Raw genomic sequence first — 20,722 nt, 5'->3', positions numbered from 1 at the left:
ACCGCGTGCCCGGGGAGCGTCTCCGTTCCGCCTACGTGCCGCCTACGCGGACTGTCCCGCCGGCACGCTCTCCGGCTCGTCCGCCGGCCGGCCGGCCGCGGTGCGGGACAGCAGCGCGATGACGGCGAGGGCGGCGAAGGAAACGCCGGTCAGCAGCCACATGGCGGCTTGCATGCCATGGCTGAAGACCGCGCCGAAGACCCGGTCGACGTCAGCGGGGGCGAGGGAGGTCTCCCGGGCCAGCACCCGGGTGGCGTGCTCCGGGTTGGTGACCACGGATTCGGTCCAGGAGCCGCCCTCTTGATGGTGCCGCGCCAGCTCCGTCGTCAGCCGGTCGGAGGCGAAGGAGCGGAAGAGGACCACGGAGACGGCCAGGCCCACCGCGCCACCGAGGTTGTGGAAGGTCCACGAGGAGCCGACGGCCAGCCCCGCTTGCCTTTCCGGTACGGCCGACAGCGCGGAGACCGTCGCCGGGCTGAGGACGCAGCCCCAGCCGATGCCCATCGCCACGAGTGCGACCGCCAGCCGCGTCAGGGAGGTGCCGGCGGTCAACTGGGTCTGGAGCAGGGCGGAGACGGCGAAGGCGACGAAGCCGACCGCCAGCAGTGGCCGTGGTCCGAACCGGTCGATCAGACGGCCGATGAACGGGGACAGGACAGCCATCACCGCCGTACAGGGCAGCAGCAGGGCGCCGGTGGCGTAGCCGTCCAGGCCGCGCACCGTGCTCAGGTACAGCGGGACGAGGAAGAGCACGGTGGTGTAGAAACAGGCCAGCGCGAAGTCGGAGGAGAGTGCCGCGACGAAGGCCGGCTTGCGGAACAGGCCGAGGTGGAGCAGCGGGGCGCTGCTGCGGCGCTCGACGAGGGCGAAGGCGACGAGAGCGACGACGGCGAAGACGGCGAGGCCGAGCGTCGCCGGGCTGGTCCAGCCCCAGGTGCCGCCGAGGGTGAGGGCGAGGACAGCGGCCGGGATACCCAGGCCGGACAGGGCAAGACCGGGCCAGTCCAGTCGGCCGGTCGCCGTCTCGTCGCGTGACTCGCGGACGCTGAAGGAGCACACGGCGAGGGCGATCGCCACGAGCGGCACGTTGAGCCAGAAGATCCAGCGCCAGCCCTCCGCCGACACCAGGACACCGCCGAGCAGCGGGCCGATGGCGAGGCCGAAGCCGTTGACGCCGTACAGGGCGCCCATGGCCCGGCCGCGCTGCCCGGCCGGGAAGGCGTTCTGCACGATGGCACCGGTGGACGTGTACAGGATCGCGCACGCCGCTCCCTGGAGGAACCGGAAGACGATCAGCCAGCCGATGTCGGGAGCGAGTCCGGCACCGAGCGAGGCCAGGCCGAAGACGACGGTACCGGCGTAGAGGACGCGACGGCGGCCGTGCGCGTCGGCCAACCGCCCCATGGCCACCATGAACATCGACAGGGCGACGATGAACATGTTCACGATGAGCTGCAGTTCCGCCACCGAGGCCCCCAGGTCGGCCTGGATGCGCGGTGCCGCGGTGTTCACGATGGTCAGGTCGATACAGCCGAGGAAACTGATCAGACCCACACCGGCGAAAGCCCACCATTTACGGTCAGTTGTTGCTGGAGTCACAGAGTGCGTCCTCTACGCCGGATTGATTGTGTACAGTCAGGCAGCCGCCGGAGAGGCCGCCGCCCGTTTCTTGAACTTCAGGGAGAGCCACCCTCCCTTACCCGGGTAGTCCCGGGCGACGAACAGCCGATGGGTTTCGGCCATGGCCTCCGTCATCGGCTGCGGGTATACGACATGGTCGTATCCCTGGTAGGCCCACATCGGCTGGATGATGGGGCATTCCTCGACGAGATAGGCCAGGCAGGCTTTGAACGCCTCGTCGGTGTCGACGTCCGGATCCCTGGCCACCATGCGCTCGATGAATCTCCGGATCGTTGCGTCCACCGCGGCGCGGTAGTGAGAATCATCCCGGTAGGCGTTTTTCACCTGCTGGAGGAAACGGGGATAATCGGGATCCTGCAATGCCTCGTCCCAGCGGAGCACGTCATTCGGCACACTCAGCCGGCCGAGAACCTTCCCGTTCCGCTCCAGCCATTCGTCGCCTTCACGCAGGGCACGACGACGCGCCGCCCCGGGATCCAGTTCCAGATAGTTGGTGCGCTGCAGCGTGTCCGCCACCGCGATGGTGACGTGACGGAATCCGCTGCGGTTGAGCAGTTCCACGGTGGCGCGGAGTTTGTCGCCCTCGTGGTAGCGCTGGCCCACGCTGATCAGCAGGATGGTCCGGCGGCCGGCCAGGTCGATCTCTTTGCCGGCCTGCCCGAAACTGGCCTTCGTACGTCCGTCCACGGTGTACTCGGTCATCGGTGTCAGCTCCATAGCTGGAGCGGACGGTCTTCGCCGTGGAAGCCGATGAAGTGGCCCAGGGTGATCCGCGGGCGGTCGCCGGACGGGCGCACCGCGTGGATCTGCCGCGGGTTGAGCAGCAGGAGGTCGCCGGGAGCCGGTTTGATCACGGTGCGGGGTGGCCCGACCTTGTCCCGGTCGATGCCCCAGGTACGCTCGCCGCGCAGGCGGGCGTACTCGTCCTCGGTGGGCTCGACGCCCCACAGCTCCAGTTCGCCACCGCTCTCGGGGATGTCGATGTAGATGTTCGCCGACAACTGCGCCTTGAGCGAGTGACCGGACTCGGCGGGCAGGTTCCGCTCCAGGGCGTCGGTGTGCGGGTTGAGGTCGACGTCCTTGTCCTGGTAGCGGCAGATGCCGATGAACGCCTTGCGTCCGTCGAGCTGGAGCAGATGGGCGCCGGCGCCCCACGCCTCCTCCAGCAGCAGCCGCAGGACGTCGCTGGGGCAGGCGTACGGGGCGAACAGATCGCGCATGCGCTGGATGTTGTCCCGAGCTTCCGCGTAGTACCGGTCACGGGACGCTTCGTCGCTTATCTCGGAGAACGCGAAACCTATGCGCTGGAACTCCGACGCCTGACTGAGCCCACCCCGGTCGGGATGTTCCACCAACTTCTCCCGGACGGTCTCCAAGACAAGACCGGGAATGAATTGCGGGATGTGGACGGCTAGGCATGTCCCGTCGATGACGGATTGGATGTCGGCATGCGAGAAGACGCGGGCAGTGATTTCCCTGATGTCTGACACGGGAGCACCCTTTGCAGTTTCCAGATGATTTCGCCGCAGCGGAACGGCCTGACGGATACCCATTGCAATCACTTGGCAACGAGACAGTCAAGCGATGTTAGATGCGATCGGAAACTATCAGCGGCTGGCTCGGAAACGATCCTTACTCATGACCTTTTAATGCCGTTGGCATATACCAGAGGAAAGAGATGTGCAGAGCAATCATTTTACACACAGGAAACAATGACGCCTCGGCGGCACGTTCATGCGGCAAAGGCCGGCAGGGATCCGCCAGTATGCGCGCCAACCGTTCCGGGCGCCCGGTTTACCGACTAGGGTTTCTCGTAAAGATGCGCCATCACCGGATGAAAAGGCTTCACCGATTCACTCCGGCTTGCGCAGAATGTGAGCAGACAACCCGGAACGGATCGTGGCCGAATTACGCCCCGCTGGACGATAATTAACAGGTTGCCTGCCCCGTCCACAGCGGCTCGCTTTACTGCCCCTGGCCACAGGTTCAGCACACCTACCGGCCGCCAGAGCCCCGCGCCCGGAATGCGGGCGGCCTCGACGTGCCGGCGCCTCCTCACCTCCTCGGCCGCAACACCCCCTCGGCCGCAACAGCGCCTACGCCGCCGTGAGATGCGTGTCCGCCCAGTCGGCGAACGTGGTCAGCGGGATGCCCAGTGTCCGGGCGTATTCGGGGTGGGCCGACGGGGCGACGAGGTTGTTCCAGTCGTGTCCGGCACCCCAGCCCGGCATGCCCGCCGCGAGGGCTTCCTCGAGGTTCATCGACGGGGCGGTCACCCGCACCCTCCACACCTCGGAGAGGACCTGCGCGATCTGCTGCATGGTGAGGCGGTCGCCGGCCAGTTCCAGCTCGACCTCATGGAAGCGGTCGGGGTCGGCGACGGCGCGGGCGGCTGCCGCGCCGATGTCCTCGCACGCGACCAGAGCGAGCTGCGTGCCGGGCTGCACGATGGTGGCCAGGCCGCCTTCGGGTCCGTGGGGCACGAGTGCGGGGACGTTCTCCATGAAGAACGCGGGCTTGATCACCGTCCAGCGAGGAAAGTCAGCGCGGCGTACGGCGTCCAGGATCGCCTGCTTGGTCTCGAAGTAGGGCTGCATGAAGGCCCAGCGGCCTTCTGCCCAGCCGGGTGCCTGCGTGTGTGTGCCGACCCCGCTGGTGGAGGACTGCACGAACTGGTGCACGCCCGCCCGCCGGGCCGCGTCGATCAGGTTGGCGGCCTGGGCGAGTTCCCCGGCGAAGTCGAAGCCGTCGCCCGTGAACGGCGGCATCTGCACCGAGAAGACGGCGCGGACTCCCTGGACGGCGCGGTCCAAGGAGGCGGGGTCGGTCAGGTCGCCGGTGACCAGTTCGGCGCCCAGGGCCTGGATGGCCCTGGCTTCCTCCGAGTGCGGGTTACGTACCAGGGCCCGGACGGGGGCCTGCGCGGCGAGCAGCGCACGGGCGGTCGCGCCGCCCTGGCGGCCCGTGCCACCGGTCACCAGAACAGGAGCAGGGGTTTCAGGCATGGCCGGGTCTCCTCGGACGTCTCGACGGAATAAACGGCGGGGGTCGCCGTTTATCCTGCCGCTACGATATGGCGGGGCCCACCACTTAGACATCGTTTCAGTTGGCGAGTCGGCGGTAGCTGATGCGGGCTGCGGCGATGCCGACGAAGGCCAGGAAGTGCTCGGCCTTTCGCTCGTACCGGCGGTGCAGCCTTCGGCATCCGGCCAGCCAGGAGACCGTTCTCTCGACGACCCAGCGGTGCCGGCCGAGCCGCGCGGAGGACTCGATGCCCTTGCGGGCGATGCGGTGGCGGATGCGACGCTCGCGAAGCCATTTCCGCAGGTGGTCGTAGTCGTAGCCCTTGTCGGCATGGAGCTTGGCCGGACGCCGGCGGCGGGGTCCGCGGCGGGAGCGGATGGGCGGGATCCCGCGCACGAGTGGTTCCAGGCCGAGGCTGTCGTGCATGTTGGCGCCGGAGACACCCAGCGACAGCGGCACGCCGTTGCGGTCGGTGATGAGGTGGATTTTCGATCCCGGCTTGCCGCGATCGGTCGGATTCGGTCCCGTCAGTGGCCCCCTTTTGCCGCCCGGACGCTGACGGAGTCGATCGCGCACCGCGACCAGTCCAGCTCACCCCGGGCGCCGAGTTCGTCGAGGATGACGCGGTGCAGCCGGGCCCACACCCGGTCCCGGCTCCACTGGGCAAAGCGCCGGTAGACCGTGGGCCAGGCCGGCCCGAACACCGGCGGCAGCTGCCGCCAGGTGCAGCCCGAGGTGGCGACGAAGATGATCGCCGCCAGGCATTCACGGTCCCCTGCCCGTCGGCGACCGCCACCCTGTGGGCGTCTGACATCCGTCGGCGGGACCACCCGCCGAAACAGCGTCCACAACTCGCCCGGCACCAACCGTTCCACCAGATCCGTCATGCACGGCTCAACGAGTGATCACACCATCAGAAACGGCGTCTTAGCAAGCAAAGGGGAGTCATGCCCGGTCAGCGCGCTGACGCACGCCGCAACTACGCCCGTATCCTCGAAGCCGCCGAAGCGGAAGTGGCCGCCTGCGGAGCCGACGCCTCCGTCGAACAGATCGCCCGGGTCGCGGGTGTCGGCTCGGCCACCGTGCGGCGGCACTTCCCCACCCGCCAGGCCCTGCTCGAAGCCGTCTTCCACGAGCGCGTCCAGACACTCGCCGAACAGGCGCGCGCCGGCAGCGCCGCCGAGGACAGCCACGCGGCACTGCTGGCCTGGATGCACGACCTCCTCGCCTACGCCGTGTCCGCGCGCGGACTCGCCGACGCCCTCACCTATGAGCCACCGGTCCAGGACGCCGCCCCCGACACCTGCCAGGGCATCCTGGAAGCCGCAGGCACCCCGCTGCTGCGGCGCGCCATCGACGACGGGACCGTCCGGAGCGATTTCACTTTCCGCGACCTGGTCACCCTGACCGCCGGCATCGCCCTGGCCACGGAACACCAGGACACTCCCCTGGCCTACGCCAGCCACCTGCTCGAACTCACCATCCAGGGACTGGACCCGGCACCCACCGGCTGACCGGGCCCACACGGTATAAGTCCCGGCGATGGTGAGATTCTGCGCCGCTGGAGCGGAAGATGACGCTATTCAAGCGCGCACCTCGCACGATCAGGCAACGGCACTTCTGAGGGAGTTCCCTGCGCATATGCCGCTGGCTATCGCGCGGGCTTACACCGGCGAAGGCATTCCTCGGGAAACCGGCGGAAGGTGAATACGAGTGTTCACTGGCACCGCGGTCGCCCGCTTACTCCACCAGCCCCCAGCCCACCTAGCACCCCCCTCGGGACCAGGCAATGGGCCATATCCAGCCGGTTATGCCTGGCTACTGGCGGTAGGCCCGCTCTTGATGCAGCGTTAAATTATGATACGTCCGGATAGTTTCCAGGTTAATTGGCGAACGAATGTCCTTGTCGTTGGTGACGATACGAGCTTAGGCTCCTGCGCCTAGAGCGCCCCGGGGGGCCTTACTTGGGGGATGGGTGGCCGTGTTGCGCATACACCTCACCAGCAAAGACATTCAGATTCTCAGAATGGTTCACACGTTGGGCCCGGTATCCGAGGCGGTCTTCGCGCTTCACCGCTTCGGACGCGACCGGGCACGCAGCGGTGTGGGTTGGCACAAGGTCGTACGCGAACGGCTCGGCGACGATCTTCCCGCCGTAGACGAGGTCGTGTCCGAGCACCGGGTCATCCCCGATCTCCTGTGGCTGCTCGAACGGGACGGAGCCGATGCGGACGCGGTGCCCTCGGCTGTGCGCGCCCGGGCTCGCCGCCTCGCCCAAGTGGTCTTCCTGTTCTGCTCTGCGGGCGTCCTGCCCTACTGGTCGCGGATACAGTCCCGGTTGGAGACGGAGCGTGACATGCGCGGGCGGATGGCCATCACGCACGGCATCGAGTTCCTGCTCGCGGGTCTGCACCCCAAGGTGACCTGGGAGTCCTCGGAGTTACGGGTCGCGTCCAGCTTCGACCTCGACATCAAACTCGACGGGCGCGGCCTGATCCTGAGCCCTTCGGTCTTCCTTCCCGACAAGACCTGCGTGCTCGTGCGCTCCGAGCGGCAGTCCGGTGTGCCCGCACTCGTCTTCTCCACGCCTCTGGACCTCAACGACCTGGAGTCGCCCCCCGAGGAAGCGGAGGAGGAGGGCGACCGGGCGCTGGCCGCCCTCGTCGGAGCCACCCGTGCGGCCGCCCTGCGCGCGCTGGCCGAGAGCGGCACCACCGGCGATCTGTCCGAGCGGCTCGGCATCTCCCTCTCCGGCGCCAGCAAGCAGGCCACTGTACTGCGGGAGGCGGGTCTGATCACGACGTTACGCAACCGCACCACCGCCACGCACACCCTCACCCCGCTCGGCTTGGCCCTTCTGCAAGGGGAGTTGCCCGCCGAACTCAGCCGTGCGCTGGGCACACCACCCGGCCCGGTCACCCCACGGGTGGGAGAGCCGCGGGGTGTTCCGAAGCCGCGGTACTAGGGCATCGTCCGTGTCTCGACCACGCGTCCCCCGGCGAGCAGCACCACCACATCGGCCCGTTCCAGAGAGGCCAAGTCGGCGGCCGAGGCCACGACGCAGAGCCGGTGCCGGTCCACCTGGTCGCGCAGCAGGTCGAGGACCGCCGCCGCGGTGGCGGGCGGAAGTCCACTGATGAGATCGTCGGCGAGCAGCACGTCGGGGGTGTCGGCGACCGCGATCGCGACCGCGGCCGCGCGTTGCCGACTCTCCGTCAGGGCACCTACGGGCGTGTCCCGCTCCTCCCACAGGTCCAGCCGGTGCAGTGCCTCCCGCAGCAGTTCGGCCGCCGGTGCCGGCAGTCGGGCGAGCGCCGAGGCGAGCGTGTCGATCGTCGCCAGCTCTTCCGTCAACGGCCGGAGTCCGACGTGCGCGAGCCGCAGCCCTTCGGCCAGCCGGACCTCACCCGCGGTCACCGGGTCCAGTCCAGCCGCGCACCGCAGGACGCCGGTCCTGTCCGCGGCGGCCGGCCCGGCCAGCGCGGTCCAGGTGCCGGCCTCGCACGCGAAGGTCACATCCTCTATCTCAGCTCCAGACTCGCTGCCCCCGCCTCCGACCGTGCCGACATGGCACAGCCGCAGAGCCGGACGCTGGTCAGTCATGGTGGTCCCTTTCAACGCATCGGAGGCAGGTTGTGCAACCCGTCCGCCATCCCCGTTCAACTCCGGTGAAGATAGGCCGAGTCTATCCGCCCCCGGTTTTGGAAACCCGGCCTGAACAGCAGGTTATGGTCTCCGGTGCCCACAAGGCCATACCCTCTGCCGCAGGGGCGGAACTACAGCCTCCTGTAATACGCGGGGCGTCCTGGCCTGTTCTTGTGACCCGTTTCCGGACACCTCCGGTGCGGGCCACCGTCTATCTGCTCGCGGGATTCAGCACCGCGGCCATGAGCCTTCTGTCGTTCGTACTGCTCTGTCATCCGAGCATGCGTCAGTCGTGGGCGGAATGGCACCGGCAGCGAGCCGGTCGATTACTGGGGCGCCCGGTCCGCGCGCAGCGCATCGGCCTGCCCCGTCATCTGTACTGGCTCGTCCTGCACCTCACGCTGGGCCTCGCCTGTGGGCTGGCCACGGTCATCTGCGTCAGCAACGCGCTGCTGGTCGTGGTGACACCGCTGCTGTGGTGGGCGTTCCCGGTCAAGGACGACCCGCAGACGGTACTGGACATGCCGGTGGTCGGCTCGTACGGGGAGGTCGTCATCGGTCCGTCGGTGGGGAACCTCATGTTCGCCTTGGGCTGCCTGGCCCTGCCGTGGTGTGCCACGGGGTACGCCCGCCTGACGCTCGCCGTGCTCGCGCCGTCGCGGACCCAGAGACTCGCCGACCGGGTGACCACGCTGACCCGCACCCGCAGTGACGCGCTGGAGGCGCACGCGGCCGAACTGCGGCGGATCGAGCGGGACCTGCACGACGGCACCCAGGCACGGCTGGTGGCCGTGGCCATGCGGCTCGCGGTGGCCCGGCGGTGCCTCGACGGCGACCTGACCACCCTCGCGCGGATGCTGCGCGAGGCCACCGACATCACGGAGGAGGCGATGGTCGAGCTGCGCGAGGTGCTCCGCGGGATCTACCCGCCCATCCTCGCCGACCGCGGGTTGGGGGGCGCCTTGCGTACCGTCGCCGCTCGGGGCGGGGTGCCGGTCTCGATCGATATCGGCGAAGTGCACCGCATCCCGGCAGCCATCGAGACCATCGCCTATTTCGTGGTCACCGAGGCGCTGACGAACGTGGCCAAGCACAGCCGGGCCACCAAGGCGGGGCTGCGAGTGTGGCGTACCGGGGACGTGCTGACGATCGTCGTCACCGACAACGGCGTGGGGGGCGCCCGGGAGAAGGACGGCAGCGGACTGGCCGGTCTCCGGGGCCGCGCGCAGGCGCTCGACGGCTGCCTCACGATCCTGAGCCCGGCGGGCGGCCCCACCACGATCACCGTGGAGCTGCCGTGCGGATAGTGATCGCGGAGGACAACGTCTTGCTCGCCACCGGTCTGGAGCTCCTGCTGACCAGTTGCGGCCATGAGGTGGCCGAGGTCGCCGGCGACGCCGAGGGGTTCCTGGCCGCGGTGGACCGGCATCGCCCGGCGGTCACCATCGTCGACGTGCGGTTGCCGCCCGAGTTCCGCGACGAGGGCATCCGGTCCGCGATCGAGGCCCGGCGCGTCCATCCCGGCCTGCCGGTCCTGGTCCTGTCCCAGTACGTGGAGCAGACGTACGCGGCCGAGCTGCTCTCCAGCAGCGGGGGTGGCGTCGGCTATCTGCTCAAGGACCGCATCAGCCGCGTCGACGAGTTCCTGGAGGCGCTCGACCGGGTGTCCACCGGCGGCACGGCGCTCGATCCCGACGTGGTGGCCCAGTTGCTCGCCCGGCAGACGCAGCCGCTGTCCACGCTCACCCGCCGGGAGCGGGAGGTCCTGGCGCTGATGGCGGAGGGGCACGACAACGCCACCTTGGCCAAGAAGCTGTGCATCACCGACAACGCCGTGCACAAGCACATCGGCAAGATCTTTTCGAAGTTCGAGCTCACCGAGCCCGACGCCGGTCACCGCAGGGTCCGGGCCGTGCTGACCTATCTGGAAGCGCGCTGACGGCGGAGGACCCGCACGGCGAAGCGGCGGGCCCGTCCGAGACGGGGCCCGCCGCTTTCGGAACGGTCCTATTCCTGCCGGACGCAGAGCCTCCCGGTGATCTGCATACGGTCGACGTCGCCGGTCTCAGCTTCGCGCAGGAACCGCCCACGGTACGGAATCGCCGTACGGGCGCCGCCGTCCGAGGGGGTGCGGAAGGAGAGGTCCTTGCCCACGAGGAGGCGGACCGGCGCCGCTCCGGCGACCGAGAGCAGGAGTGCACCGTCGTCGGCCTCGACCCGGCAGGACCAGGCACCGTTCACATAGTGCCCGGCGCACTCCGGCGGCGCCGGCGCGGGCTCGGCGTCGATCGCGTCCCGAGGATGGTCACCGGCCTCCAGGCCGGCCTCGCCGAGCCGTTCGAGCAGCGACTCCCACAGGCGCGCGCCGGTACTGCCGTTGGCGGTCAGCGCCACCACGGTCCGCGTCGACGGGTGCACGCGCAGGTGGCTCCACGCTCCGTCACCGGTGCCGTCATGGCCGGACCAGGTCCCGTACCGCGACCATCCGGCGCCCCATCCGTCCGCCAGTCCGTAGGCGCCCACGGCGAGCCCCTCCGTGACGTCCTCGCGCATCGACCGCGCCGTCGCGGAGTCGAGCAGGGCCGCACCCGGGCCGAGGCCCAGGTGCGCGGCGCCGAACAGCGCGAGGTCGCGGGCGGCCAGGCGCAGGCCGGCGGCCGGGTCCTCCAGCGGCGGCACGGACTGCGCCTGGATGGGCCGGGGCGGGAGGTCCGGGCGTACGAGATGCCCCAGCGCGACCGGTGCCGCGGCATCGTGCCCCAGCGGGCGCAGCAGCATCGCGTGCACGGCTTCCGCCCAGTCGAGCCCGGTGATCTCCTCGATCAGGCGGCCGGCGATGACGTAACCCGGGTTGGAGTAGGAGAACACCGAGCCCGGTTCGTACACGGCCAGCTCGGAGGCGTGGCGCGCGAGCCACCCGGCGCGGGTGGTTCCGAAGGCCAGCTCGGCGGTGTTCGCCGCCAGGCCCGCGGTGTGGCTGAGCACCTGCCGCAGTGTGCAGTCCGGGCCCGCGCGCAGTTCGCCCAGCTGCTCCGCCAAGGGCTCGTCCAGGTCCGCGTCGCCGTCGGCGACCAACAGGGCCGCGAGCGTGGCGGTGAACGGCTTGGTGAGCGAGCCGAGCGGGAACGCCGTCGCGACCGTCACCGGCCTGCCCGATCCCGCCTCCTCCTCACCGGTCTCCGCGGTGAGCAAGCGGCCGTCGCGCCAGATCGCCGCCTGGGCACCGGGCACGCCGTGCCGGCGGGCAAGTTCCGTCAGCAGATCGTTCACCGTGGGTCCTCCGCCCCGAGGGTCGGCTCGCAGAGACGGGCGATCGACCGCAGCGCCGCCGCGAAGGCGGTACCGACCCGCGCGATCGTTTCGGGCTCGTGCAGGTTGACCGAGTAGTAGAGGTCGAAGCCGAGCCGGCCGCTCTCGACCGCGCCCACCACCTCCAGCGCCTGCACGACCCGCTCCCGGTCGTCCTGTTCCCGGCCGATCGGCTCGTGGAAGGCGTGGAACAGCGAGTGGCCGGCCGTCCGGGTGATCTCCTCGGTCTGGCTGTGGTAGTTGAACAGCACCGCGGGAGGCGTGCGGTCCGCCGGCACGGTGCCGGCCCCGGCCAGGTGGTGCAGAGCGCCGTAGCCGAGTCCGTTGGCGGGGACGGCGCGCAGGCAGCGGCGCACCGACCGCACGACGGCGGGCCAGTCGGCCTCGCCGTCCGTCCGGCCGGGGACCTTCAGGGCGACGGGGTACGAGCTGGTGAACCAGCCGACGGTGCGGGACAGGTCGACGTCGTCGAAGATCTCCTCACGGCCGTGGCCCTCCATCTCGATCACCAGCCGGTCGTCTTTGGACCAGCGGCACAGCGTCCAGGCCAGCGCGGAGAGCAGCACGTCGCTGGCCCGGGCGCGGAACCTGCCCGGCGCCACGTGCAGCAGCGCCGCGGTCTCGTCCCGTTCCAGCCGTACGGGCACGATCCGCCGCGACGACACCACGTTCGGTCCGGGGCCGTCGGCCGGCAGCGGTGCCGCCTCGGGCACCGCGTCCCAGTGCGCGGCCTGATCGGCGAAGCCGCCGCCGGCCGCATGCGCCGCGAGCCGCGTGGCCCACTGCCGGAACGAGGAGGTCTTCGCTCCCAGGTCGATCGCCTTGCCGTCGAGCGCCTGGCGGTACGCGAGGTCCAGGTCGTGGTTGAGGATCCGCCACGACACCGCGTCGATCACCAGGTGGTGCACGGTCAGGTGCAGGTGCGCCCGCCGGTCCGGCCCGAGGTCGAAGAGGACCGCTCTCAGCAGCGGCCCGGCCGCCAGGTCGAGACCCGTGTCGGCCGCCGCGGCGAGCCGGTCCATGGCCGGGTGCAGTTCCTTGTCGGACAGCCGTGAGAGGTCGTGGCGCTCGAACAGTTCGCCGGTCTCGGCTGCGGCGTTGCGCTGGGACCAGCGGCCCCGCTCGTCGCGCGTGTACCGCATCCGCAAGGCGTCGTGGTGGGCGACGACCGCCGTGAGCGCGGCCCGCAGCGCCGTCTCGTCGGTGTCCGCCGCGAGCTCGACGTGGACCGACTGGGCGAGGTGGTGCGGGGCGACCGTGGTGCGCGCGAAGAACTCGTGCTGGATCGGGGTGAGCGGCACCTCGCCGGTCTCGGCCTCCTGGGTCGCGGCGACCCGGCGGTCCCGGCCTGCGGCGGCGACGAGCTGTTCGACGGTCGGGTGACGGAACAGGTCGCTGGAGGAGACCTGCAGTCCCGCCCGGCGGCTCCTGAACACGACCTGGATGCTGAGGATCGAGTCGCCGCCGAGGTCGAAGAAGTCGTCGGTGACCCCGACGCGCTCCACCCCGAGCACTTCCGCCCAGATCGCGGCCATCGTCCGTTCGTCGGGCGTACGGGGCTCCACCGCGGCCCGGCCGGCCGCCGCGGTCGCGGGCTCCGGCAGGGCGCGGCGGTCGACCTTGCCGTGCGCGGTGAGCGGCATCCGCTCCAGCCGGACGAGCGCGGCGGGGACCATGTACTCGGGGAGGCGGGCGGCGAGGTACGAGGTGAGTGCGGCCAGTGCGGCCGGGTCCTGCTCCGAGACCACGTACCCGACGAGACGGCGGCGGCCCGGCTGGTCCTCACGGAGGATGACGGCCGCGCCGGCCACGTCCGGGTGCCCGGCGAGCGCCTGCTCGATCTCGCCGAGTTCGATGCGGTAGCCGCGCAGCTTCACCTGGTCGTCGGTCCGGCCGACGAACTCCAGCGTGCCGTCGGGACGCCAGCGCATCAGGTCGCCGGTGCGGTACATCCGGGCACCGGGTGGTCCGAACAGGTCCGGTACGAAGCGTTCGGCGGTCATCGCGGGCCGGTTCCGGTACCCGCGGCACACGCCGTCCCCGGCGAGGTACGCCTCCCCGGTCACGCCCACCGGCACCACGTTCAGGTCCCGGTCGAGCAGGTAGACCCGGGCGTCCGCGCTGGGCCGGCCGACCGGAACGGTGCCTTCGGGCGGCCCGTCGCGCTCGACCGGGAAGCAGGTCGCGGTCACCGAGCACTCGGTGGGCCCGTACGCGTTGACGATCCGCAGGCCGGGCAGCCGGTCGAGGACGCGTGCGCAGTGCGCTGCGGACAGCGCCTCGCCGCCGACGACGACCTTGTGCAGCCCCGCGAGGATGCCCGGGTCGGTGTCGGCGACGGCGTGGAAGAACCCCGCCGAGAAGGACATGGCCTGCACCTCGTGGTCGCGCAGGAACGCGTCGAGTTCGTCCACCGAGCGGAAGTCGCCTGGTCGCACGGCCAGGCACGCGCCGCTCAGGAGTGCCTGCCACAGCTCGTTCTGCGCGGCGTCGAACGAGATCGAGTGGTGCTGGGCGATCGTGGCGGCGTCCCCGAAGGTGTGCTCGCCGGCGGCGTGCACGAGCCGGACGAGGCCGCGGTGGGTGACCATGCTGGCCTTGGGCGTGCCGGTCGAGCCCGAGGTGTAGACGAGCACGGCGAGGTTGTCCGGGACGGTCGCCGAGGGCGGCGGCCCGACGGCGGGGCCCGGCCGCAGATCGTCGGTCAGCAGCACCTCGGCGCCGGTCGGCGGCAGGCCGGGCGCCAGCGCGGCGCTGGTGAGCAGCAGCCGCACGCCCGAGTCGCGGAACAGATAGGCGAGGCGCTCGGGCGGGTACCCGGGATCGAGCGGCACGTACGCGCCGCCCGCCTTCAGGACGCCGAGCATGGCGGTGATCATCTCGGCGCCGCCCGGCAGGCAGATGCCCACCGGCACCTCCGGACCGACACCGCGGTCGGCGAGGTGGTGGGCGAGCCGGTCGGAGCGGGCGTCCAGCTCGGCATAGGTGAGCCGGGTGTCGCCGGCGACGACCGCGGGCCGGTCGGGGTGCCGGCGCGCGACCACCCGGAAGAGTTCGTGCAGGCACTGGCCGGGATAGCCGGACGGTGTGCCGTTGAACTCCTTGACCAGCCGGTCGTGTTCGGCGCCGCGGACCATCGGCAGGTCCCGCAGTCTGGTGCCGGGTGCCGCCCCCGCCATCGCGTCGAGCATGCCCAGCAGATGATCGGCGAACCGGCGCGCGGTGGCGTCGTCGAACAGTCGCGGGTCGTAGCCGAGCCGCAGGTGCAGTCCGTCCATCAGGTGCGCCACGCAGGTGAGCGGGAAGTTCGACGTCTCCAGGCCGGCCAGCGACCGTACCGCCAGTCCGTGACGCTCGGCCGCGTGCTCGTCGTACGGGAAGTTCTCGAAGACCACACAGCTGTCGAAGAGGCTGGTGCCCGCCGGGATCGCGGCCCAGTCCCGCACCTGGGCGAGTGACGCGTACTCGTACTGGCGGCTGTCGGCCTGCTGCTCCTGGATCTCGCGCAGCCAGGTGCGCAGCTCGCTGCCGGGCGAGACGGCCGGCCGGGCGGGCAGTGTGTTGATGAACAGGCCGGCCATCTCGTCCGAGCCCGGGAGTTCGGCGGGCCGGCCGCCCACCGTGGTGCCGAAGCAGACGTCCCGGTCGCCGCTGTAGCGGGACAGGAGAAGGGCCCAGGCGCCCTGGATCAGCGTGTTGACGGTGACCCGGGTGTTCCGGGCGAAGCTCTCCAGCCGCCCGGTCTCCGCCGCCGTGAAGGCGAGGTCGATGTGGCCGGTGTCGCGGGACTGGTGGGAGCGCAGCGGCACCCGGTCGTACGGCAGCGCGGTGGGCGCGGAGAACCCGGCGAGCAAGCCCGCCCAGTACGCCCGCGCCGCGCCGGTGTCCTGCTCGCCGAGCCAGCGCACGTACTCGCGGAACGGACGGCGCGGGCGCGGCGGCGCGACCTCGCGTCCGCTGAGCGCGGCGTGCTCCGCGAAGACCTCGCCGAGCAGGTCGGCGAAGCTCCAGCCGTCGAGGAGCAGGTGGTGCGACGAGCAGCGCAGGTGGACCCTGGAGGCGGAGAGCCGGGCCACGTGCAGCCGCAGCAGCGGCGGACGTGCCAGATCCAGTGGTTCCCCCGGGGACACGGTCAGCCGGCGGATGCGTTCCCGCTGCTGTTCCTCGGTCAGCTCCGACCAGTCCTCGATGCTGACGGGCACGCGGACGTCCCGGTGGACCACCTGGAGGGGGCGTCCGCCCTCCGCGTCGACGATCGCCGTGCGCAGCACGGGTGTGCGGTCGACGACCCGTTGCCAGGCCTCGGCCAGCAGAGCGGGTTCGGTGACGCCGTCGAGGACGAGATGGAGGTGGGTGAGGTAGATGTCGTCCTCGTGCGCGTCGAGCGAGTGGAACAGCAGGCCGCTCTGCATCGGCGTGAGCGGGTAGATGTCCTCGACCGTGCGGCCGTCCCCGGCGATCCGGTCCACCTCGCCCTGGTCGAGCCCGGCGAGCGGGAAATCGGACGGGGTGCGGCCGCCCGCCCGGGAGCAGTGCGCCACGATGTCGGCGAGCGCGGCGGTGAACCGCGCCGCGAGGCCCGCGATGGTCTCCTCGTCGTGCAGCGCCGCCGAGTACTCCCAGGAGAACGCGAGCCGGCCGTCCCGGACCATCCCGGTGATCTCCAGCAGGTTCGGGCGGGCCAGGTCTGCGCTGCGGTCCGGTGCCGGACTGGGCCGCCAGCGGCGCAGCAGGCCGTCGCCGGTGGTCACGTCGAAGTGGCCGTGGTAGTTGAAGCCCACCTGGCAGCGTCCGCCGCCCAGCCCGGCTTCCTTGGTCAGATAGCGCAGGGCGCCGTACCCGATGCCGGCCTCGGGGACCGCTCGCAGGGTCTCCTTGACGGTCTTGAGCCGGGTCCCCCAGTCCTCGGCCGGGACGGGCAGCACCACGGGGAAGAGCGTGGTGAACCAGCCCGCCGTGCGGGACAGGTCGACGTCGTCGAAGAGGTTCTCGCGGCCGTGGCCCTCCAGCTCGACCGCGACGGCGTCGCCGCCCGTCCAGTCGGCCAGCACCGCCGCGAGCGCGGTCAGCAGCACGTCGTTGATCCGGGTCCGGTACGCCGCCGGTACGTCCCGCAGCAACGCGCGGGTCAGCTCGGCATCGAGACCGGCCTCGACCGTACGGGCGTGCGCGAGCGTGTCCGGTGCCGTGCGGCTGACCGGCAGCGGCGGGCAGGCGGCGGACGCGGCCTCCACGGCCTGCCAGTACGGCCGCTCGCTGTCGAAGCGGCCGGACGCAACCGCCTCGGTCAGCCGCCTGGCCCAGTCCCGGAAGCCGGTCGACTTCTCCGGGAGGCTGACCGGCAGGTCCCGCGCCGCCTGCTCGTAGGCGAGTTCCAGATCGGAGAGCAGCACGCGCCAGGTGACCCCGTCGACGACGAGGTGGTGCGCCGCGAGGAACAGCCGGTCGGGTTCGGGTGCGCCGGAGAAGAGCACCGCGCTCAGCAGGGGCCCGGCGTCGAGCCGGAAGCCGGTCTGCGCCGCCGTGACCGCCTCGCGGACCGCCCGCTCGCGGGCGGGACGGTCGAGGCCGGACAGATCGACCGTGCGGAACGGCTCGCCCGTTTCGGTGCTCGCGCAGTGCTGCTGCCAGGCGCCGTCGGCGAGGACGGCGCGCAGCCGCAGCGCGTCGTGGTGGCCGAGCAGCGCCGTCACCGCCGTGCGCAGGGCGGCCGGACCGGTGCCGGGCGCGAGCTCCACGAACATCGACTGGTTGAAGTGGACGGCACCTTCGGGGTACTGCTCGAAGTACCAGCGCTGCACGGGGGTGAGCGGCACGTCCCCGACCGCGGCGGCGGCCTGCGGCGCCGGCTGATCCATGGTCTGGACGACGGCGGCGAGATCGGCGACGGTCTGGTGCCGGAAGATCTGCTTTGCGGTCAGGTACAGGCCGGCCCGCCGCGCCCTCGACACGACCTGCAGCCCCACGATCGAGTCGCCACCGAGTGCGAAGAAGTTGTCGCCGACGCCGACCGTGCCGGGTGGCAGGCCCAGCACTTCCGCCCAGATGGCCGCCAGTCGGGACTCGGTCTGGTCGCGCGGCGCCACGTGGTGTACGGCGGCGTGGTCGGTGATCGCCGGGGCCGGCAGCGCCTTGCGGTCGAGGGTGCCGCTCGGTGTCATCGGAAGCTGGTCGAGGACGACGAGCGCGGAGGGTATCGCCGGGTCGGGCACGATCCCCGCGAGGAACGCGCGCAGCTCGGTGAGTGTGGGCGCGGCACCGTCCGCGACCAGGTACCCGACGAGCCGGGCGCGGCCGGCCGTGTCGGCTCGTACCGCGGCGGCCGCGGCGGCGATGCCGGGGTGGCGCAGCATGGCGGCCTCGACCTCGCCGAGTTCCACCCGGAAGCCGCGCACCTTGACCTGGTCGTCCGCGCGGCCGAGGTACTCCAGGTCGCCGTCGGGCCGCCAGCGCCCGATGTCGCCCGTGCGGTAGAGCCGCCCACCGGTGAACGGGTCGTCCAGGAAGCGCTGCGCGGTCAGCTCGGGCCGGTTCCAATACCCTTGTGCCACCCCGTCACCGCCGATGTGGATCTCGCCGGGCACACCGACGGGAACGGGACGCAGGCGGTCGTCGAGCACGTACGTCCGGGTGTTGCCCAGCGGCCGGCCGACCGGCACGACCGCCGGGCCGCCCGGACCGCCGGGGCGCACCCGGTATGTCGTGGAGTCCACGGTGGTCTCGGTGGCACCGTAGTTGTTCGTGACGACGGCGTCGGGGGAAAGGACTTCGAGGACCGCGGCCGCGTCGTCGGCCAGCCACGCTTCCGAACCGACCGCGAGGACGCGCAGCGAGTCCGCCCGGCCGCCGGCCCAGGACAGCTCCTGGGCGACCGCCTTGGCCAGCGACGGGGTGGTCACCAGCAGTTGCGGGCGGACCGTGGTGATCAGCTCGGCCAGTGCGGGCGGATCGGTGATCACCTCCGCCGGGCAGATCACCATCTCGCCGCCGTACATCGCGGTCATCAGGAAGTCGCCGAGGAACAGGTCCACGGCGAGGCTGGACACCGACAGGCAGCGGCCTCGCAGCCCGGTCAGGCCGTAGCGGGCGTCCCAGGCGCGCATCATGTGGACGGCGTTGCGGTGGCTGACCATCACGCCCTTCGGGCGGCCCGTCGAGCCGGAGGTGTAGACGACGTACGCGAGGTCGTCCGGCCCGGCGGCCGTGGGGGGCGGCGTGGCCGGGTGGCGGGCGATCGTGTCCTGGTCGGTGTCGAGGCGGACGGTGGTCCAGGCGCCTTCGCCCACCGCGGCCGAGTCCGTGATCAGCACCGGCGCCGCGGCATCGCCGAGCACCAGGGCCAGCCGTTGTGCGGGGTGGCCGGGGTCGAGCGGCACGAAGGCGCCACCGGCCTTGAGCACCGCCAGCAGCGCGACCATCGCGTCCACGCCGCGGTCGAGGCAGACACCGGTCAGCACTCCGGGGCGGACGCCGACCGCGACGAGGTGGTGCGCGAGCCGGTTGGCCCGCGCGGCCAGCTCGGCGAAGGTGAGCCGCCGGCTGCCGTCGCTCACCGCGACGGCGGCGGGTGTCCGCGCCGCCTGCTCGTCGAAGATCCGGTGCAGGGTCGGTGCGTCCGCTGCCGGGAGGGCCGGGCCCTGCCAGTCGACGGTGAGCGTCCGCAGCTCGTCGGCCGGCAGCATGGACAGACCGGCGAGCGGGGCCGTGGGCTGCTCGGACACCGCGCGCAGCAGGGTGACGAGGTGGCCGCCGAGCCGCTCGACGGTCGCCCGGTCGAACAGGTCGGTGCTGTATTCCAGGTAGCAGGTGAGCGAGGAGGCGTCCTCGTAGAAGTCGAACGTGAGGTCCAGCTTCGCCACGTCGATCGGCGGCTGGATCTCGGTGACGTCCAGCCCCCGGAAGGCCGGCACCGTGTCGGCCAGGTTCTGGAGGTTGACCATCACCTGCACCAGCGGCGGCCGGGACGCGTCCCGGTCGGGCCGCAGCGTGTCGACGAGGCGCTGGAACGGGACCTCGTCATGGGCGAACGCCTCGAGCAGGCCCGCGCGCACCCGGCCGAGCAGTTCGGTGAACGACAGCGACTCCTCCACCTGGGAGCGCAGCACCACGGTGTTGATGAAGAAGCCGATCAGGCTCTCCAGCTCGGGCCGCTGCCGGCCCAGGGTGACGGTGCCGACCGCCACGTCGGGTTCGCCGCAGTACCGGGCCAGCACCACCTTCGTGACCGTGACCAGGGCCATGAACAGCGTCGCGTCGTGCTCACGGCTCAGCTTCCGCAGCCGGCCCAGCACGTCGGCGGGTATCTCCACCGGCAGGATGGCGCCCGCGGACGTACGGACGGCCGGCCGCGGCCGGTCGGTGGGCAGGTCGGCCGTGCGCATCCCCGCGAGCCGGCCGCGCCAGTAGTCGAGCTGCTCGTCGAGCGCGGCGGACCGCTCGCGCTCCCAGAGGGCGTAGTCGGCGTACTGCACGGGCACGGGCGGCAGGCCCGCCGCGACGCCGGCGACCGCGGCCTCGTAGGCGGCGGCCAGCTCGCCGAGGAGCCGACCGGTCGACCAGCCGTCGCAGACGATGTGGTGCATGGCCAGTACCAGCACGTGCTCGCCGGCGTCCACGCGCAGCAGGGTGGCCCGCAGCAGCGGTCCGCGGCGCAGGTCGTACGGCGTGTTCATCTCCGTCGCGAGGAAGCGCTCGACCGTGGTCTCGGCATCGGGCCCCGACACGTCGACGGTCGGCAACGCCTGGCCGGTGTGCTCGTGCACGACCTGGACGCCCCGGCCGTCGACCGCGTCGAAGGTGGTGCGCAGCATCTCGTGCCGACGCACGACCTGGTCGAGCGCGGCGGTGAGCGCCGCGGCATCGAGGCAGCCCCGCAGCCGCAGCGCGCGGAGCGCGTTGTACTCGGCGCTGTCCGGTTCCAGTTCGGCCAGGAACCAGAGCCGTTCCTGCGCCGACGACATCGGCGGCAGGCCGTCGCGCGGGGCGGTCGGGATCGGCAGGTCCTCGGGCGCGGACTCGCCGGCGAGGCGGCGCAGCAGCTCCGCCCGGAGGTGTGCCGGTACGGACGCGAACTTCTCGTCGAGCTGGGTCACTTGCGTTCCTC

General features: G+C 71.3%; 12 protein-coding genes. 4 read left to right on the top strand and 8 right to left on the bottom strand.

What is annotated here, in order from left to right:
• Positions 1 to 42: 42 nt before the first annotated feature.
• The 5 genes from ACZ4SV_RS14430 to ACZ4SV_RS14410 form a co-directional block, all read right to left on the bottom strand.
• A complete protein-coding gene (locus ACZ4SV_RS14430; RefSeq protein ID WP_468004326.1) occupies positions 43 to 1,554 on the bottom strand; it encodes an MFS transporter in 1,512 nt (503 codons plus the stop codon).
• 81 nt (positions 1,555 to 1,635) lie between these two features.
• Positions 1,636 to 2,343: a tRNA-dependent cyclodipeptide synthase gene (locus tag ACZ4SV_RS14425; RefSeq protein ID WP_468004324.1), complete on the bottom strand. Its 708-nt coding sequence runs from the start codon at positions 2,341 to 2,343 to the stop codon at positions 1,636 to 1,638.
• 5 nt (positions 2,344 to 2,348) lie between these two features.
• Entirely contained in the window at positions 2,349 to 3,194 is an 846-nt protein-coding gene (locus ACZ4SV_RS14420; RefSeq protein WP_468004322.1) for a 2OG-Fe(II)-dependent halogenase WelO5 family protein, read from the bottom strand.
• Positions 3,195 to 3,737: 543 nt separating this feature from the next.
• Complete coding sequence (locus ACZ4SV_RS14415) at positions 3,738 to 4,646, bottom strand: NmrA family NAD(P)-binding protein (protein WP_468004320.1); 909 nt, start codon at positions 4,644 to 4,646, stop codon at positions 3,738 to 3,740.
• A gap of 97 nt (positions 4,647 to 4,743) precedes the next feature.
• Positions 4,744 to 5,552, bottom strand: a protein-coding gene (locus ACZ4SV_RS14410) for an IS5 family transposase (RefSeq protein WP_468004318.1) whose coding sequence is annotated in 2 segments (ribosomal slippage) — positions 4,744 to 5,202 and positions 5,205 to 5,552 — 807 coding nt in all. Because the reading frame shifts where the segments join, the coding sequence is not laid out codon by codon here.
• Between the two features lie 60 nt (positions 5,553 to 5,612).
• Here ACZ4SV_RS14410 and ACZ4SV_RS14405 point away from each other — a divergent pair.
• Together ACZ4SV_RS14405 and ACZ4SV_RS14400 are read left to right on the top strand one after the other, a co-directional pair.
• A complete protein-coding gene (locus tag ACZ4SV_RS14405; RefSeq protein ID WP_397935811.1) occupies positions 5,613 to 6,179 on the top strand; it encodes a TetR/AcrR family transcriptional regulator in 567 nt (188 codons plus the stop codon).
• Between the two features lie 512 nt (positions 6,180 to 6,691).
• Positions 6,692 to 7,630: an ArsR/SmtB family transcription factor gene (locus ACZ4SV_RS14400; protein WP_468004316.1), complete on the top strand. Its 939-nt coding sequence runs from the start codon at positions 6,692 to 6,694 to the stop codon at positions 7,628 to 7,630.
• Here ACZ4SV_RS14400 and ACZ4SV_RS14395 read toward each other — a convergent pair.
• Complete coding sequence (locus tag ACZ4SV_RS14395; protein WP_468004314.1) at positions 7,627 to 8,181, bottom strand: ATP-binding cassette domain-containing protein; 555 nt, start codon at positions 8,179 to 8,181, stop codon at positions 7,627 to 7,629. The two genes, ACZ4SV_RS14400 and ACZ4SV_RS14395, sit on opposite strands and share 4 nt — an antisense overlap.
• Before the next feature lie 410 nt (positions 8,182 to 8,591).
• Here ACZ4SV_RS14395 and ACZ4SV_RS14390 point away from each other — a divergent pair, with 410 nt between their 5' ends.
• Together ACZ4SV_RS14390 and ACZ4SV_RS14385 are read left to right on the top strand one after the other, a co-directional pair.
• Positions 8,592 to 9,617, top strand: a complete 1,026-nt coding sequence (locus ACZ4SV_RS14390; protein WP_397935815.1) for a sensor histidine kinase — start codon at positions 8,592 to 8,594, stop codon at positions 9,615 to 9,617.
• Positions 9,608 to 10,249 (top strand): response regulator, encoded by a 642-nt coding sequence (locus ACZ4SV_RS14385; protein WP_397946415.1) that lies wholly within the window; start codon positions 9,608 to 9,610, stop codon positions 10,247 to 10,249. Before ACZ4SV_RS14390 ends, ACZ4SV_RS14385 begins: the two co-directional genes overlap by 10 nt.
• A gap of 68 nt (positions 10,250 to 10,317) precedes the next feature.
• Here ACZ4SV_RS14385 and ACZ4SV_RS14380 read toward each other — a convergent pair whose 3' ends face one another.
• Positions 10,318 to 11,580, bottom strand: a complete 1,263-nt coding sequence (locus tag ACZ4SV_RS14380; protein WP_468004311.1) for a serine hydrolase domain-containing protein — start codon at positions 11,578 to 11,580, stop codon at positions 10,318 to 10,320.
• Positions 11,577 to 20,711: an amino acid adenylation domain-containing protein gene (locus tag ACZ4SV_RS14375; protein WP_468004309.1), complete on the bottom strand. Its 9,135-nt coding sequence runs from the start codon at positions 20,709 to 20,711 to the stop codon at positions 11,577 to 11,579. Before ACZ4SV_RS14375 ends, ACZ4SV_RS14380 begins: the two co-directional genes overlap by 4 nt.
• Positions 20,712 to 20,722: the final 11 nt, after the last annotated feature.

Source organism: Streptomyces sp. NPDC027672, from assembly GCF_055566335.1.
The sequence above is the reverse complement of the archived record's forward strand: the minus strand, read 5'-3'. Positions and strand labels throughout refer to the sequence as shown.